The organism is Pseudomonas sp. DVZ6 (genome assembly GCF_024259445.1).
Classification (GTDB): domain Bacteria; phylum Pseudomonadota; class Gammaproteobacteria; order Pseudomonadales; family Pseudomonadaceae; genus Aquipseudomonas; species Aquipseudomonas peradeniyensis.
Genome location: NZ_JANCLM010000050.1, coordinates 23,075 through 38,890, shown reverse-complemented (window position 1 = coordinate 38,890; position 15,816 = coordinate 23,075). Strand labels below are relative to the sequence as shown.

General features: G+C 64.8%; 14 protein-coding genes. 6 read left to right on the top strand and 8 right to left on the bottom strand.

The window, feature by feature from the left end; translation table 11 throughout:
• Positions 1–247: 247 nt before the first annotated feature.
• A complete protein-coding gene (locus NMG10_RS23360) occupies positions 248–712 on the bottom strand; it encodes a CopD family protein (protein ID WP_186716121.1) in 465 nt (154 codons plus the stop codon).
• Positions 713–810: 98 nt separating this feature from the next.
• On the opposite strand from NMG10_RS23360, the gene dinG reads away from it, so the two are divergent.
• The 5 genes from dinG (at position 811) to pdxH (ending at position 8,324) form a co-directional block, all read left to right on the top strand.
• Positions 811–2,955: an ATP-dependent DNA helicase DinG gene (dinG, locus tag NMG10_RS23355; RefSeq protein WP_203647739.1), complete on the top strand. Its 2,145-nt coding sequence runs from the start codon at positions 811–813 to the stop codon at positions 2,953–2,955.
• Between the two features lie 81 nt (positions 2,956–3,036).
• A complete protein-coding gene (locus NMG10_RS23350) occupies positions 3,037–5,265 on the top strand; it encodes a beta-galactosidase (protein WP_254465213.1) in 2,229 nt (742 codons plus the stop codon).
• 169 nt (positions 5,266–5,434) lie between these two features.
• Positions 5,435–6,580 (top strand): serine hydrolase domain-containing protein, encoded by a 1,146-nt coding sequence (locus NMG10_RS23345; protein ID WP_254465212.1) that lies wholly within the window; start codon positions 5,435–5,437, stop codon positions 6,578–6,580.
• A gap of 99 nt (positions 6,581–6,679) precedes the next feature.
• Positions 6,680–7,657: an OmpA family protein gene (locus NMG10_RS23340; RefSeq protein WP_232855817.1), complete on the top strand. Its 978-nt coding sequence runs from the start codon at positions 6,680–6,682 to the stop codon at positions 7,655–7,657.
• Between the two features lie 19 nt (positions 7,658–7,676).
• Entirely contained in the window at positions 7,677–8,324 is a 648-nt protein-coding gene (gene pdxH / locus NMG10_RS23335; protein WP_203647735.1) for a pyridoxamine 5'-phosphate oxidase, read from the top strand.
• A 111-nt stretch (positions 8,325–8,435) separates the two neighbouring features.
• Here pdxH and NMG10_RS23330 read toward each other — a convergent pair whose 3' ends face one another.
• Entirely contained in the window at positions 8,436–8,666 is a 231-nt protein-coding gene (locus NMG10_RS23330; protein WP_028692125.1) for a hypothetical protein, read from the bottom strand.
• A gap of 146 nt (positions 8,667–8,812) precedes the next feature.
• On the opposite strand from NMG10_RS23330, the gene NMG10_RS23325 reads away from it, so the two are divergent.
• The gene (locus tag NMG10_RS23325; protein WP_050704227.1) at positions 8,813–9,277 is read left to right on the top strand and encodes a glycine zipper 2TM domain-containing protein; all 465 of its coding nucleotides are present in this window, start codon (positions 8,813–8,815) and stop codon (positions 9,275–9,277) included.
• 75 nt (positions 9,278–9,352) lie between these two features.
• Here the strand turns inward: NMG10_RS23325 and NMG10_RS23320 are convergent, their stop codons facing one another.
• From NMG10_RS23320 to livH, 6 genes are all read right to left on the bottom strand, one after another.
• Positions 9,353–10,960, bottom strand: coding sequence for an NAD(P)/FAD-dependent oxidoreductase (locus tag NMG10_RS23320; protein ID WP_232855818.1), 1,608 nt, complete (start codon positions 10,958–10,960; stop codon positions 9,353–9,355).
• 103 nt (positions 10,961–11,063) lie between these two features.
• Complete coding sequence (locus NMG10_RS23315) at positions 11,064–11,741, bottom strand: COG3650 family protein (protein ID WP_203647734.1); 678 nt, start codon at positions 11,739–11,741, stop codon at positions 11,064–11,066.
• A gap of 235 nt (positions 11,742–11,976) precedes the next feature.
• Positions 11,977–12,678 (bottom strand): ABC transporter ATP-binding protein, encoded by a 702-nt coding sequence (locus tag NMG10_RS23310; RefSeq protein WP_203647733.1) that lies wholly within the window; start codon positions 12,676–12,678, stop codon positions 11,977–11,979.
• Positions 12,679–13,446, bottom strand: a complete 768-nt coding sequence (gene livG, locus NMG10_RS23305; protein WP_028692121.1) for a high-affinity branched-chain amino acid ABC transporter ATP-binding protein LivG — start codon at positions 13,444–13,446, stop codon at positions 12,679–12,681.
• Positions 13,443–14,699 (bottom strand): high-affinity branched-chain amino acid ABC transporter permease LivM, encoded by a 1,257-nt coding sequence (locus NMG10_RS23300; protein ID WP_028692120.1) that lies wholly within the window; start codon positions 14,697–14,699, stop codon positions 13,443–13,445. The genes livG and NMG10_RS23300 overlap by 4 nt, the downstream gene beginning before the upstream one ends.
• Positions 14,696–15,619, bottom strand: a complete 924-nt coding sequence (gene livH, locus NMG10_RS23295; RefSeq protein WP_028692119.1) for a high-affinity branched-chain amino acid ABC transporter permease LivH — start codon at positions 15,617–15,619, stop codon at positions 14,696–14,698. Before livH ends, NMG10_RS23300 begins: the two co-directional genes overlap by 4 nt.
• Positions 15,620–15,816 lie beyond the last annotated feature (197 nt).

Here is a 15,816-nt window from a genome sequence, read left to right as displayed (position 1 = left end):
CATGGATGCCCGTCAAGCGCTGCGCCCCAGGATGGGGCGTTCAGCGCGGTCCTCCCGGGAGCAAACAATGGCGTGAGGGAATCCCGCCACGAGCGGGACGGATGAACGGAGCGGAACGGTTTTGCCTACTTTTCCCTAGAGAAAAGTAGGTCGCCGTAAAGGCGAAAAGGTGACTAAATGTCGACATCACCTACGAATGCGCATACAAAAACCAAAACAATCACCAAGGAATCAGAACCCGAACCCCTCAAACCCAAACCCGCGAACTAGCCACCCCCACCACCAAAACCCCAATCAACAAATTAACCCCCACCAACCGCCGAATCCGCCCCAGCACCCCAGCCCCCGAAGCCCAATCCCCAGCCTCCACCGCCGTCCGCAGTTCAGGCAACAACAAAGACTGAACCCGCATGAACAACGCAAACATGACAATCCCCCCGCCAATCATCACCTGCACGTAACGAGGCGCGGTCTCGAACCCGGCAAACCGCAGGTGAATCATCCCGACCCCGCTGACAGCCAACACCGCCACCGCCAGCCAGACCCATCTGAAGAACCGCTGGAAAACCTCCACCCACAACCGCAGCCGCGCGGGCCCCTCCAGCGCGGCAACCGTTGCCGGCCGCAGCACCAGCCAGGCGAAGAACATCCCCCCGACCCAGACGAGGGCAGCCAGGACATGCAAGGTGTAGGGCAGGGCAAAGGCAAGCATCCGGATCTCCATGCGGCACAAAGGGCAATAGCGGGGTATGATAGCCGGCCCATGCGAAACACTGAAAATATATCCAGCCCTCCGGGCGCCTGCAGACCATGATCAGCAACGAACTCAAAGCCACCATCCAGGGCGCCTACTCGCGTTTCCTCGAAGCCAAAAGCCTCAAGCCACGCTACGGTCAGCGCCTGATGATCGCCGAAGTGGCCAAGGTGCTCGGCGACATCGCCTGCGACGACGACGGCCGCCGTGCCGGTGAGCCCGCCGTGGTGGCCGTCGAGGCCGGCACCGGTACCGGCAAGACCGTCGCCTACAGCCTGGCCGCGATCCCCGCCGCCAAGGCCGCCGGCAAGCGCCTGGTGATCGCCACCGCGACCGTGGCCCTGCAGGAGCAGATCGTCTTCAAGGACCTGCCCGACCTGATGCGCAACAGCGGGCTGAACTTCAGCTTCGCCCTGGCCAAGGGGCGCGGGCGCTACCTGTGCCTGTCCAAGCTCGACGTCCTGTTGCAGGAAGGCCATGCCCAGTCGGCCACCGCCCAGCTGTTCGAGGAGGAAGGCTTTCGCATCGAGGTCGACGAGCGCAGCCAGAAGCTGTTCAACAGCATGATCGAGAAGCTCGCCGGCAACCGCTGGGACGGTGACCGCGACAGCTGGTCGGAGGCTGTCGAAGACCAGGACTGGGCTCGCCTGACCACCGACCATGGCCAGTGTACCGGCCGACATTGCCCGAACTTCCAGCAGTGCGTGTTCTACAAGGCCCGTGAAGGCATGGGCAAGGTCGACGTGATCGTCACCAACCACGACATGGTCCTGGCCGACCTGGCCCTGGGCGGTGGCGCCGTGCTGCCCGATCCGCGCGACACCATGTACGTGTTCGATGAAGGCCACCACCTGCCCGACAAGGCCATCGGCCACTTCGCCCATTATTCGCGCCTGCGCTCCACCGCCGACTGGCTGGAGCAGACCGCCAAGAACCTGACCAAGCTGCTGGCCCAGCATCCGTTGCCGGGCGACCTTGGCAAGTACATCGAGCAGGTTCCGGAGCTGGCGCGTGAGGTCCGCACCCAGCAGCAGTTCATGTTCACCCTCTGTGAGCAGGTGGCGGATTTCCGCGCCGGCGAGGACATGGAAGGCCGCGACCGCCCGCGCTACCGTTTCGAAGGTGGCGTGGTGCCGGAGCAGATCCGCGAAGTCGGCATCGAGCTCAAGAAAGGCTTCGCCCGCCTCAACGACTTGTTCACCCGCCTGGCCGACCTGCTCAAGGAAGGCATGGACGGCGAGAACAACATCGGGATTGCCAGCCACCAGGCCGAGGAGTGGTACCCGCTGTTCGGCAGCCTGGTGACCCGCGCCCAGGGTAACTGGGAACTGTGGACCGCCTTCACCGCCGAAGACCCGGAAGACAATCCGCCCATGGCCCGCTGGCTGACCTTGGCCGAAAGCGGCGCGCTGTTCGACATCGAGGTCAATGCAAGCCCCATCCTGGCCGCCGAGATGCTGCGCAAGAGCCTGTGGAACGTCGCTTATGGCGCCCTGGTGACTTCGGCGACGCTCACTGCCCTGGGCAAATTCGACCGTTTCCGCATGCGTTCGGGCCTGCCCCGCGACGCGGTGCAGTGCGTGGTGCCCAGTCCGTTCGTGCATGGCGACGCCGGCCTGCTGCGGGTGCCGGACCTGGGCGCCGACCCGCGGGACGCAACGGCCCATACAGCGGCGATCATCCGCGAGCTGCCGGGCATCGTCGAGGACGCGCGTGGCGCACTGGTGCTGTTCTCCTCGCGCAAGCAGATGCAGGACGTGTTCGATGGCCTGGACCGCGACTGGCGCAAGCTGGTGCTGATCCAGGGCAACCTGTCCAAGCAGGAGACCCTGAACAAGCACAAGGCGCGGGTCGACGACGGCCAGCACAGCGTGCTGTTCGGCCTGGCCAGTTTCGCCGAGGGTGTCGACCTGCCGGGTGCCTACTGCGAGCACGTGGTGATCGCCAAGATCCCCTTCGCCGTGCCGGATGATCCGGTCGAGGCCGCGTTGGCCGAGTGGATCGAGGCCCGTGGCGGCAACCCGTTCATGGAAATCGCCGTACCCGACGCCTCGCTGCGCCTGATCCAGGCCTGCGGACGGCTGCTGCGCACCGAGCAGGACCGAGGCGTCATCACCTTGCTCGACCGCCGTCTGGTCACGCAGCGCTACGGCAAGGCTATCCTCAATGCGCTGCCACCGTTCCGACGGGAAATCGGCTGAGCGTCGGAGCAAGACGCACATCCCGTTGTCCATTACTCGATTGTGAGCCCATGACGGGCTCCGAAGGAGAGTCACCGCCCTATGATCCGCCGCACCCTGCCTGTCGTGTTCTCCCTGTTGTTCAGTGCGCCCTTGCTGGCCGGGCAACAGACGCTGTTCAGTTTCGTGCGCCCGGCCTCGGTGGTGAATGTCGTCACCCAGGACGCCAGCCTGCCGCAGTACAACGCGGAACAGACAGCCGAAGGCGAAGTGTTGCGGCGGGTGGTGTTCAACCCGGTGGCGCAGCCGACCCTGCGCCTCGCACCGCAAGGCGGAGCGTGGGACTGGAGCACCGGCCAGGCACTGACCCTGCGCCTGCAGAGCGGGATGGACTGGGCGCTGACCGTCGATGTGACGGTGCAAAGCAGCGACGGGCGCACCCTCACCAGCCGCATCGATCTGCCGGCCGGGCCCGCACAGACCGTGATGATTCCGCTCAAGGCCAGTTCACCATTGAGCCGGGGCATGCGCGCCGGGCCTCCGATGCCCTGGACTTTCGAAGGACAGCGCCTGCTGCTCACCAGCAGCGAAGGTGCGGTGGACCTGGCACAGGTTACTTCGGTCAGCCTGAGCATTCCCGGCCCCAAGGTGGCCCAGAGCCTGCTGATCGAGAAGGTCGGCCTGCAGGATGACGACCAGGCGTTCAAGGCTGCCTACAGCGAATTGATCGATGCCTATGGGCAATCGACCCGTGGCCGCTGGCCGGAGAAGATCGTCGGTGATGAGCAGCTCAAGGCCGCCGACAACCGCGAACAGGCATTGCTCAAAGCCTGGTTGGCCGAGCGCGAAAAACTCAAGCTGGACACCTATGGCGGTCTGCTCGCGGGGCCGGCCTTCGAAGCCAAGGGCTTCTTCCGCACCGAGAAACGCGACGGGCGTTGGTACCTGGTGACGCCGGACGGGCATCCGTTCTATTCGCTCGGCGTCAATGCCGTTGCCGCCGATGGTGGGCGCACCTATGTTGCCGGTCGCGAAGGCATGTTCAAGGGTTTGCCGGGCGAAGGCGATGCGTTGACTGCCTTCTACGGCGAAGGCAACAACGACGACGGCAATGCCTCGTCCCAAGGCCGGGAATTCAAGCAAGGGCGCTGGTTCGATTTCTATGCGGCCAACCTGCAGCGCACGTACGGCAAGCCTTGCCCGCAGGATGGCACGGCCTGCCCGGCGCCGGCCCTGGACGAACTGCGCTGGCAGGCCCACACCCTGGATCGCCTGCAGGCCTGGGGCTTCAACACACTCGGCAACTGGAGCGACCCGGCGCTCGCTCAAGCCAGGCGCCTGCCGTTCACGTTGCCTTTGTCGATTGTCGGTGACTACGCCAGCATCAGCACCGGCATGGACTGGTGGGGTCGCATGCCCGACCCGTTCGACCCGCGCTTCGCCATGGCCACTGAGCGCGCCGTGGCCATCGCCGCCCGGGATCACCGCGACGACCCCTGGCTGATCGGTTACTTCGCCGACAACGAACTGGCCTGGGCCGCCCCCGGCGACGACCCCAAGGCACGCTACGGCCTGGCCTATGGCACCTTGCGCCTGACCACCGATGTGCCGGCCAAGCGTGCCTTCCTCAAGCAGTTGCGCGACAAATACCGCAACCAGCAAGGGTTGTCGAAGGCCTGGGGGATCGAGCTGACCGCCTGGGAGTTGATGGAAGACCCAGGGTTCGAGGCGCCATTGCCCAATCCGGAGCACCCGGAAATCGAGCGCGACTACCAGTATTTCCAGCAGGTGTTTGCCGAAACCTATTTCAAGACCATTTCCGATGCCCTGAAATGGCATGCGCCCAACCATCTGCTGCTGGGCGGGCGCTATGCGGTCAGCACGCCCGAGGCGGTGAAGGCCTGCGCCAGGTTCTGCGATGTGCTGAGCTTCAACTTCTATACCTTGAAGCCAGATAACGGCTATGACTTCGCCCGTTTGGCCGAGCTGGACAAGCCGGTGCTGGTCTCGGAGTTCCAGTTCGGCTCCCGCGATCGCGGTCCGTTCTGGCCCGGCCCGCTTGAAGTGGCCCGCGAGGAGGATCGGGGCCCGGCCTATGCCAACTTCCTCAAGGCCGCCATGGCCCAACCGATGATCGTCGGCGCGCACTGGTTCCAGTATCTCGACCAACCGGCCAGCGGCAGGCTGCTGGATGGCGAAAACGGCCACCTGGGCCTGGTAGCCATTACCGACGTGAGCTACCCGGGCTTCGTCGAAACCGTGCGCCGGAGCAACCTGCAGATCCTCACGCAGCTACGCACCGAACTGGACAAGCCCGCCCCCAAAAAATGAGCGCTGTCCCTGGGAGCGCTTTCGTGGGAGCGGGCTTGCCCCGCGATAGCGTTCCATCAGGGAACAAGGACGCCCCTGACAACCACCCAGCCATATCCAGTTTGCAAATCGCCCAACTACTGAAACAATGCACCCCTTTGCAAGCCAGGTCGTACAGAGAGGTAGTCGGGTGCAGATCCAGGGTCACTATGAGCTGAAGTTCGAGGCGGTGTGCGATGCCTTCGCCGCGTTGTTCGAGGATCCCCAGGAACGTGGTGCCGCATTGTGCATCCAGGTTGGCGGCGAGACCGTGGTCGACCTGTGGGCCGGCAGCGCCGACAAGGACGGCCGCGAGGCCTGGCACAGCGATACCATCGCCAACCTGTTCTCCTGCACCAAGACCTTCACCGCCGTCACCGCCCTGCAACTGGTGGGCGAGGGCAAGCTGGCCCTCGATGCGCCGGTGGCACGCTACTGGCCGGAGTTCGCCCAGGCCGGCAAGGAGCAGGTCACCCTGCGCCAGCTGCTCAGCCATCGCGCCGGCCTGCCGGCCATCCGTGAGCTGCTGCCAGCCGAGGCGCTGTACGACTGGCAGACCATGGTCGATGCCCTGGCCGCCGAAGCGCCCTGGTGGACGCCCGGCAGCGAACACGGTTATGCGGCGATCACCTATGGCTGGCTGATCGGTGAGCTGATCCGCCGCGCCGACGGTCGCGGCCCCGGCGACTCGATCGTGGCCCGAACCGCCCGGCCATTGGGGCTGGATTTCCATGTTGGCCTGGCGGACGACGAATTCCACCGCGTGGCGCATATCGCCCGCGGCAAGGGTAACCCCGGCGATGCCGCGGCCCAGCGCCTGCTGCAGGTCACCCTGCGCGAACCCGAGGCCCTGTCCACCCGGGCCTTCACCAACCCGCCGGCGATCCTCACCAGCACCAACAAGCCCGAATGGCGGCGCATGCAGCAGCCGGCGGCCAATGGCCACGGCAACGCCCGCAGCCTGGCGGGCTTCTATGCCGGCCTGCTCGACGGCAGCCTGCTGGAGTCCGAACTGCTTGACGAACTCACCCGCGAGCACAGCCTCGGCCAGGACCGCACCCTGTTGACCCAGACCCGCTTCGGCCTGGGCTGCATGCTCGACCAGCCGGAGCTGGCCAACGCCACCTTCGGCCTTGGCGCACGGGCGTTCGGCCATCCCGGTGCGGGCGGCTCGGTCGGTTTTGCCGATCCCGAACACGACGTGGCCTTTGGCTTCGTCACCAATACCCTGGGCCCCTACGTGCTGATGGACCCGCGCGCCCAACGCCTGGTGCGGGTCCTTGGCAGTTGCCTTTGATCGGGTAACGCGGGTATTGCCCGGACCCTTTGACTATCCTCAATGCCAACGCCTGACGCGTATGGGCAAAATTTCTTTCTATTTCATGGTGTATCGCTGATGTCTTCACATAAAACCTTAGCACTCGCCCTGTGCCTGGCCATGACCGGCTGCGCCAGCCATTCCCAGGACGCCGCCAAGGACAGTGGCTTGAACTGGTGGCCCTTCGGCTCCGACAAGGTCGCCGACAAGGAAGTGAAGGAGGCCGTCGTCGAAAACGTCGCCAAGGCTGATGCCAAGTCCGAAAGCGCCAGCCGCTGGTGGTGGCCGTTCGGTAGCGATGAGAAAAAGGACAAGGTCGCGACGGTGCCGAAGATCGACCAGAAGGCCACCCAGGCCTGGCTCGACCAGTACGAGCCGAAGGTCCGCGAGGCGATCAAGGGCAGCAAGTTTGAACTCGAACGCCGTGAAGATGTGCTGGCGGTAACCATTCCGGTGGACAGCTCCTACAACCCGGACCGTCCGAACATGCTGCTGCCGGTCACCCTCGGCCCGATCACCCAGGTGGCCAAGGCCATCGAGACCGACACCAAGACCGCCGTGCTGGTGCTTGGCCACGCCGACAGCAGCGGCGCCACCGCCGCCAACCAGAAGCTCAGCCTCGAGCGCGCTGCTTCGGTGTCGGCGATCTTCCGTCTCAGCGGCCTGCAGCGTGACCGCCTGATGCTCAAGGGCATGGGCTCGGTGATGCCGCGCGCCGCCAACGACAGCGCAGAGGGCCGCGCCCTGAACCGCCGCGTCGAGCTGCTGCTGACCCCGCAGAACACCATGATCGCGCTGCTGGCCAAGTACCAGCAGGCCGCCCCGGCGCCAGCCCCGGCGGCAATGGTCGCCACCCAGGACGCCAAGGCCCCGGCGGCCAAGCCAGCCGCCAAGGCCGCTGCCAAGCCAGCCGCGAAAAAGCCGGCCGCCAAGGCCAAGGCGCCTGCCAAGGCCAGCACCGCCGCGAAGAAGAAAGCCGCTCCGGCCAAGCCCGCCGCGAAGAAGGCCGCCACCGACAAGAAAGTCGCCGCCAACAGCCCTGCGAAGACCAACTGATCGTCAAGGAAACGCAGTCATGACCCAATCCCTGGCCGATATGCGCCGCGACTACACCCGTGATGGCCTGGCTGAAGCCCAGGCCCCGGGGGAGCCGTTCGCGCTGTTCCACCACTGGTTCGCCGATGCGCTGAAGACCGAGCAGCTGCCGGTGGAAGCCAACGCCATGACCCTGGCGACCGTCGACGCCGATGGCCGTCCGCATTGCCGGGTGCTGTTGCTCAAGGCCCTCGATGCCCGAGGGTTCACGTTCTTCACCAACTATGAAAGCGCCAAGGGCCAGCACATCGCGGCGAACCCGTTCGCGGCCATGACTTTCTTCTGGCCGGCGCTGGAGCGTCAGGTGCGGATCGAAGGGCGGGTGGAAAAGGTCACGGCCAAGGAGTCGGATGACTACTACCAGGTACGTCCTTTAGGCAGCCGCCTGGGCGCCTGGGCGTCGCCGCAGAGCCGGGTGATTGCCGACCGCGAGGAACTGGAAGGGCTGGTCAAGGCCACCGAGGCGCGCTTTTCCGACACCCAACCGCATTGCCCGGAACACTGGGGCGGCTACCGCCTGGTGCCGGAGCGTGTCGAGTTCTGGCAGGGGCGTGCCAGTCGTCTGCACGACCGGCTGAACTTCCGGTTGGTCGATGGCCAGTGGCTGCGCGAGCGTTTGGCGCCCTGACATCTGGGGCCGCTGCGCGGCCCATCGCGGCACAAGGCCGCTCCTACAGGGATCGCGTAACCCCTGTAGGAGCGGCCTTGTGCCGCGATGGGCTGCAAAGCAGCCCCAGCATTACCGATACCCCGCCGCCTCCCGCTCCAGCCACGCCGCCAACTCCTTGCGCCGCACCTTCTCCACCCGTGCCCGCTCCAGCAGCTTGAGCATGAAATCCCGCTTCGCCGGATCCTCCCCGGCCAGTGACAGCGCCAGGTCTCGGTCCATCCAGCGACGCATGCGCACATACAGCCACCCGTGAAAATACAGGCCGGCGATCGTCACCACGACGACGATGAAGTAATCCATGGCTATCCTTGGTCGAACGTAAAAGCCCGCCACACAGTCGGCGCAGGCTGTACCTGGGCTGAATGAAAACAATTTTATAACGTTTGCGCCGTGACACTTGTCAAGGCGCGGAGTCTAATGGACACCTGTCTTATGGAGATTGACCCATGCGTAAATCCGCTTTGCTGCTGGCCAGCTTCACCACCGTGTCGCTGCTGCTGGGCGGCTGCCAGTCGTCGCTGACCGGCGACAGCTACTCCCGTGATGAGGCCCGCCGCGTGCAGACCGTGCGCATGGGTACCATCGAATCCCTGCGTCCGGTGAAGATCGAAGGCACCAAGACCCCGATCGGTGGTGGTGCTGGCGCCATCGTCGGTGGCGTCGCCGGCAGCGCCATCGGTGGCGGCCGTGGCAGCGTCGTGGCTGCGGTGATCGGTGCCGTGGCCGGTGGTCTGGCCGGCTCTGCCGCCGAAGAAGGCCTGACCCGCACCCAGGGGGTCGAGATCACCGTGCGTGAAGACGATGGCAGCATGCGCGCCTATGTGCAGCAAGTGCAGCAGAACGAGGTTTTCCGCGTGGGCGAACGTGTGCGCATCATGACCGTCGATGGCACCAGCCGCGTCACTCACTGATTCCGGCTCATATAAAGAAACCCCGAACGGGCCAGGCCTGTTCGGGGTTTTCTTTTACCTGTAGCCGCGATGCGATTACAGGCCGAGCATGTCCCGCGCCACCGCCTCGGCGATACGGATGCCATCCACGCCGGCGGAGAGAATGCCGCCAGCGTAGCCCGCACCTTCGCCGGCCGGGAACAGGCCCTTGAGGTTGAGGCTCTGCAAGCTGGCATCACGGGTGATGCGCAGCGGCGACGAGGTGCGGGTCTCGATGCCGGTCAGCACCGCGTCGTGCAGGTTGTAGCCCTTGATCTGGCGGTCGAAGGCCGGCAGCGCCTCACGGATTGCCTCGATGGCGAAGTCCGGCAGGCTCGGGGCCAGGTCGCCCAGGGTCACGCCCGGCTTGTAGGACGGCTCGACGCTGCCCAGTGCGGTGGACGGACGGCCGGCGACAAAGTCACCCACCAGCTGCGCCGGTGCCTGGTAGTTGCTGCCGCCCATCACGTAGGCATGGGCCTCCAGGCGCTCCTGCAGCTCGATGCCGGCCAGCGGGCCGCCCGGGTAGTCGCGCTCGGGGTCGATACCGACGACGATGCCGGAGTTGGCGTTGCGCTCATTGCGTGAGTATTGGCTCATGCCGTTGGTGACCACGCGCCCCGGTTCGCTGGTGGCGGCGACCACGGTGCCGCCCGGGCACATGCAGAAGCTGTAGACCGAACGGCCGTTCTTGGCGTGGTGCACCAGCTTGTAGTCGGCGGCGCCGAGTTTCGGGTGGCCGGCGTACTTGCCCAGGCGCGCCTTGTCGATCAGCGACTGCGGGTGTTCGATACGGAAACCGACCGAGAACGGCTTGGCCTCCATGAACACGCCCTTGGCGTGGAGCATGCGGAAGGTGTCGCGGGCGCTGTGGCCCAGGGCAAGGACCACATGGCGCGAGTGCAGCTGTTCGCCGCTTTGCAGTACCACGCCTGTGAGCTGCTCGCCGTCCACCAGCAGGTCGGTGACCTTCTGCTCGAAGCGCACCTCACCGCCCAGGGTGATGATTTCCTCGCGCATCTTCTCGACCATGCTGGTCAGGCGGAAGGTGCCGATGTGCGGCTTGTTGATGTAGAGGATTTCGTCCGGGGCACCGGCCTTGACGAACTCTTCCAGCACTTTGCGACCGTGGTGGTTCGGGTCCTTGATCTGGCTGTACAGCTTGCCGTCGGAGAAGGTACCGGCGCCGCCTTCGCCGAACTGCACATTGGACTCGGGATTGAGCACGCTCTTGCGCCACAGGCCCCAGGTGTCCTTGGTGCGCTGGCGCACTTCCTTGCCGCGCTCGAGCACGATCGGCTTGAAGCCCATCTGCGCCAGCAGCAGCCCGGCGAAGATACCGCAGGGGCCGAAGCCGACCACGATCGGGCGCGCAGGCAGGTCGGCGGGGGCCTGGCCGACGAACTTGTAGCTGACGTCCGGGGCCACGCCGATCTTGCCGTCGCCTTCGAAGCGGCGCAGCAGTTCGTCTTCGTTGCTGGTTTCAAGGTCGATGGTGTAGATGAACAGCAGCTCGCTGTTCTTCTTGCGCGCATCGTAGCTGCGCTTGAACAGGGTGAAGCCGAGCAGTTGCTCATCGCTGATGCCCAGGCGCTGGACGATGGCGGCGCGCAATTCGTCGTCGGAGTGGTCCAGGGGCAGCTTCAGTTCGGTGATTCGTAGCATGGCAGGGTCCAGTATCCCGGCCATGGGCGGCCGGCGGCTTTACACAAACCGCCAAGTATAAGCTGTTAGCCGCCCCGACAGGCAGGATAAAAGCGCCTGGTGATCAGAGGTCGCGGGCGCCGCCGTAGTAGGCGCAGCCCTGCAGGGTCTTGCCGTCGATGCGCAGTTCGGCCTTGAGGTGGCGGATGGCCCCGGTGGCGCCGTCGACGCAGCGTTGCGGCGCGACCCACAGCTCGACGCGCTGGCCATTGGCCTCGCTGGATAGGCTCAGGCCGCCGCCGGGCATTGCCTCTTCCAGGTAAGGCAGCGCCAGCGGATCCTGGCCGATGCGGTTGAGCACCATGCCCTTGCCGCTGGCCTTGATGTCCCAGTCCGGTTCGTGGCCGCCGGCACGCAGGGTCAGTTGCCTGAAGTTCGGGTCTTCGCAGCCGGAATATTCGGAGGTTTCGAGGCGGTACAGGCGGGTCACGTCAAGCTGGCCGTCGCTGCCGGCCTGCTTGCTGCCGGTCATGCGCGCGCGGACGTCGGCAAACAGCTTGTCACCGGCGTCGTCGGCCAGGTTGGCGGCTTCCTGCAGGATGCCGGTGGCGGCGGCGTCGTTGACGATGAAGCGGCGGCTTTCGCTGCAGGGCTTGAACAGCAGATGACCGCCGGCCGCGCTCAGTTCGCCTTGCATGCGGGTGGTGCCCAGGTTCGGGTCTACCGGTTTTTCGGCCAGCATCTGGCAGCCGGTGAACAGCGGCAGCAAGGCGGTGAGCAGCAGGGAAGGGGTGAGGCGCATGGGGCGGGCTCCGGGAGACTTTGCAGAATAACGGGCCACGGTACCGAGGCTGGGCGCTGATCACAAGTGGACCGTGTGTCGGCCCTTTCGCGGGTAAACCCGCTCCCACAGGTTCACCACCACCCTTGTATGCAGTGATGTACCTGTGGGAGCGGGCTTGCCCGCGAAGAGGCCGGCATAGGCGATATATTCCTGGCAGGCAGAAAAAAGGGCCTTGCGAAGGCCCTTTGATCATTCAACCCCCCAGATATGCGTCGCGCACCTTCGGATCGGTCAGCAACGCTTCACCGGTACCCTGCATCACCACCTTGCCGTTCTCCAGCACATATGCCCGGTCGGCGACCTTCAGCGCTTGGTTGGCATTCTGCTCCACCAGGAACACGGTCACGCCATCGCGGCGCAGCTGTTCGATGATGTCGAAGATCTGCTGGATGATGATCGGCGCCAGGCCCAGGGACGGCTCGTCGAGCAGCAGCAGCTTGGGTTTGCTCATCAGCGCCCGGCCGATGGCCAGCATCTGCTGCTCGCCGCCGGACATGGTGCCGCCGCGCTGGATGTAGCGCTCCTTAAGGCGCGGGAACAACTGCAGGACCTTGTCCAGCTGCTCCTGGTAGTCGCCCTTGTTGGTGAAGAAACCGCCCATGGCCAGGTTCTCCTCGACGGTCAGGCGCGAGAACACGCGGCGGCCTTCCGGCACCACCGCGATGCTCTTGCGCATGATGTGCGAGGACGGCTGGCCGACCAGTTCCTCGCCCAGGTACTTGATGCTGCCGCTGCTCGCCTGGGGCGAGCCGCAGAGGGTCATCAGCAGGGTCGACTTGCCGGCGCCGTTGGCACCGATCAGGGTGACAATCTCGCCCTGGTTGATCTCCACGTTGACGCTGTGCAGCGCCTGGATCTTGCCGTAGAAGGTGGAAACGTTCTCGAACTTCAGCATTTACGCCTCCCCCAGGTAGGCCTTGATCACATCAGGGTTGCCGCGGATCTCTTCCGGCGTGCCATCGGCCAGGGGCGTGCCCTGGTTGATCACCACGATGTGGTCGGAAATGCTCATCACCAGCTTCATGTCGTGCTCGATCAGCAGCACGGTCACGTTGTGGGATTCGCGCAGGTAGGCGATGAGGGCCTTGAGGTCCTCGGTCTCCTTGGGGTTCAGGCCCGCGGCCGGTTCGTCGAGCATGATGATCCGCGGTTGGGTCATCATGCAGCGGGCGATTTCCAGGCGCCGTTGCTGGCCGTAGGCGAGGGTGCCGGCGGTACGGTTGGCGAACTCGGTCAGGTTGACCTTCTCCAGCCAGTACTGCGCGCGCTCCATGGCCTCCTTCTCGCTGCGGCGGAAGCCCGGGGTCTTGAACAGGCCGGCGAAGAAGTTGGTGTTCAGGTGACGGTGCTGGGCGATCAGCAGGTTTTCCAGCGCGGTCATTTCCTTGAACAGGCGCACGTTCTGGAAGGTCCGCACCACGCCCTTGCGGGCAATCTGATGGCCGGCCAGGCCCTGGATGGGCTGGCCGTCGAGCAGGATGGTGCCGCCGCTGGGCTTGTAGAAGCCGGTGAGGCAGTTGAACACGGTGGTCTTGCCGGCGCCGTTCGGGCCGATCAATGCCACCACCTGTTTTTCCTTGACGGTCAGGCCCACGCCGTTGACCGCCAACAAGCCGCCGAAGCGCATGCTCAGGCCGCTGACTTGCAGAATTTCGCGGCTCATCGCGGCAGCTCCATGTGCGGACGTTGCATGGGCAGCAGGCCCTGCGGACGCCAGATCATCATCAACACCATCAGCGCACCGAACATCAGCATCCGGTATTCGCTGAACTCACGCATCATCTCCGGCAGCAGGATCATCACGATGGCCGCGAGAATCACGCCCAGCTGCGAACCCATGCCACCCAGCACGACGATGGCGAGGATGATCGCCGACTCGATGAAGGTGAACGACTCCGGTGTCACCAGCCCCTGGCGGGCGGCGAAGAAGCTGCCGGCGAAACCGGCGAAGCAGGCACCCAGGGTGAACGCCGAGAGCTTGATCACGGTGGGGTTCAGGCCCAGCGCACGGCAGGCGATCTCGTCTTCACGCAGCGCTTCCCAGGCGCGCCCGATCGGCATGCGCAGCAGGCGGTTGATGACGAACAGCGCCAGCAGTGCCAGCAGCAGGGCCACCAGGTAGAGGAAGATGACCTTGTTGATCGAGTTGTATTCCAGCCCGAAGAACTCATGGAAGGTCTGCATCCCCTCGGCGGCGCGGCGCTCGAAGGTCAGGCCGAAGAACTCAGGCTTGGGGATGTTGCTGATGCCGTTGGGGCCGCCGGTCCAGTCGGTGAGGTTGCGCAGGAACAGGCGGATGATCTCGCCGAAGCCCAGGGTCACGATCGCCAGGTAGTCACCGCGCAGGCGCAGCACCGGGAAACCGAGCAGGAAGCCGAAGGTGGCGGCCATCAGGCCGGCGATCGGCAGGCATACCCAGAAGCTCCAGCCCAGGTAGTGCGAGAGCATCGCGTAGCTGTAGGCGCCGACGGCGTAGAAACCGACGTAACCCAGGTCGAGCAGGCCCGCAAGCCCTACCACGATGTTCAGGCCAAGGCCCAGCAGCACGTAGATCAGGATCAGCGTGGCGATGTCGACCGCGCCGCGCGAGCCGAAGAACGGCCAGATCAGCGCCGCCACGATCAGCCCCATGATGACCCAGCGCTGGGTCTTCGGCAGGGTGAGGAAGTTGGTCACCGAAGGTGGAACCAGCTTGCGCTCCGAGCGGCGGCCCATCACCGCGCTCCACTGCTTGTCGAACAATACGCGCAGGAACATCAGCACCGAGCAAGCGGCGATGATGCTGATGGTGAACGAGCCCTGGCTGTGCACGATCAGGCTGATGCCGTCGATGCTGAGTTTCAGGCCCAGCACCGGGAAGGCCACGGCCCAGACCAGCAAGGCGCTGAAGAACGCCTGTTTGAGATTTCTGTTCATACTTTTTCAACCTCCGGGCGGCCCAGGATGCCGGTCGGCCGGAACAGCAGGACAAGAACCAAAAGACCGAATGCCACCACGTCCTTGTACTGGTCGCCGAAGATGTCGGCGCCGAACGCTTCGGCCACGCCCAGCACCAGCCCGCCGAGCATGGCGCCCGGGATGCTGCCGATGCCGCCCAGTACCGCCGCGGTGAAGGCCTTCAGGCCCACCAGGAAACCGGCGTTGGGGTTGATCACCCCGTACTGCATGCTCAGCAGCACGGCCGCCACCGCCGCCAGCGCGGCGCCGATGACGAAGGTCAGGGCGATGATGTTGTTGGTGTTGATGCCCAGCAGGTTGGCCATCTTGATGTCCTCGGCGCAGGCGCGGCAGGCGCGGCCCAGGCGGGAACGGGAGATGAACAGGGTCAGGCAGGTCATGGCGACGAGGGTCACCACGAACACCAGGATCTGCATGTACGAGACCAGTACTTCCTCAGCGCCCCCCGGGCCGAACGAGAAGCTGCCGGGGATCAGGTTGGGGATGGACTTGTCTTTTGAGTCCTGCGACAGCAGGACAGTGTTCTGCAGGAAGATCGACATGCCGATGGCGGAGATCAGCGGGATCAGCCGGTTGCTGTTGCGCAGCGGCCGGTAGGCGACCCGTTCGATGCTGTAGCCGTAGGCGCTGGTGACGAAGATCGTGGCGACGAAGGCCACGGTCATCAGGATCGGCAACGAGTGGATGCCCATCATGGCCAGCCCGGCGAGGGCGATGAAGGCCACGTAGGAACCGATCATGTACACCTCGCCGTGGGCGAAGTTGATCATGCCGATGATGCCGTACACCATCGTGTAACCGATGGCGATCAGCGCGTAGGTACTGCCGATGGTCAATCCGTTAACCAGTTGTTGTAGGAAATGGTAGATCTCAGGCATTACAGCGCTCCTAAAAACCTGATTTGCATTTCTCTGGCGGGGGATGACCCCGGCCCATGTTCTCGTGGTCTACGCCACGTGATCTTGTGCGGGCACAACCAGGAAACCGCGGGTGACGGTTTTAAGATTTTCAGGTGAACCGGCTCCCGGATCACGGGAATCAGGTCCATAGAACCTCGTAAAACAAAGCCCACTGC

Coding starts and splice junctions, on each gene's coding strand:
- dinG (WP_203647739.1), top strand. CDS start 811: ATGATCAGCAACGAACTCAAAGCCACCATCCAGGGCGCCTACTCGCGT.
- NMG10_RS23360 (WP_186716121.1), bottom strand. CDS start 712: ATGCTTGCCTTTGCCCTGCCCTACACCTTGCATGTCCTGGCTGCCCTC.
- livG (WP_028692121.1), bottom strand. CDS start 13,446: ATGAGCCGCGAAATTCTGCAAGTCAGCGGCCTGAGCATGCGCTTCGGC.
- NMG10_RS23300 (WP_028692120.1), bottom strand. CDS start 14,699: ATGAACAGAAATCTCAAACAGGCGTTCTTCAGCGCCTTGCTGGTCTGG.
- NMG10_RS23315 (WP_203647734.1), bottom strand. CDS start 11,741: ATGCGCCTCACCCCTTCCCTGCTGCTCACCGCCTTGCTGCCGCTGTTC.
- NMG10_RS23330 (WP_028692125.1), bottom strand. CDS start 8,666: ATGGATTACTTCATCGTCGTCGTGGTGACGATCGCCGGCCTGTATTTT.
- NMG10_RS23350 (WP_254465213.1), top strand. CDS start 3,037: ATGATCCGCCGCACCCTGCCTGTCGTGTTCTCCCTGTTGTTCAGTGCG.
- livH (WP_028692119.1), bottom strand. CDS start 15,619: ATGCCTGAGATCTACCATTTCCTACAACAACTGGTTAACGGATTGACC.
- NMG10_RS23325 (WP_050704227.1), top strand. CDS start 8,813: ATGCGTAAATCCGCTTTGCTGCTGGCCAGCTTCACCACCGTGTCGCTG.
- NMG10_RS23310 (WP_203647733.1), bottom strand. CDS start 12,678: ATGCTGAAGTTCGAGAACGTTTCCACCTTCTACGGCAAGATCCAGGCG.
- pdxH (WP_203647735.1), top strand. CDS start 7,677: ATGACCCAATCCCTGGCCGATATGCGCCGCGACTACACCCGTGATGGC.
- NMG10_RS23340 (WP_232855817.1), top strand. CDS start 6,680: ATGTCTTCACATAAAACCTTAGCACTCGCCCTGTGCCTGGCCATGACC.
- NMG10_RS23320 (WP_232855818.1), bottom strand. CDS start 10,960: ATGCTACGAATCACCGAACTGAAGCTGCCCCTGGACCACTCCGACGAC.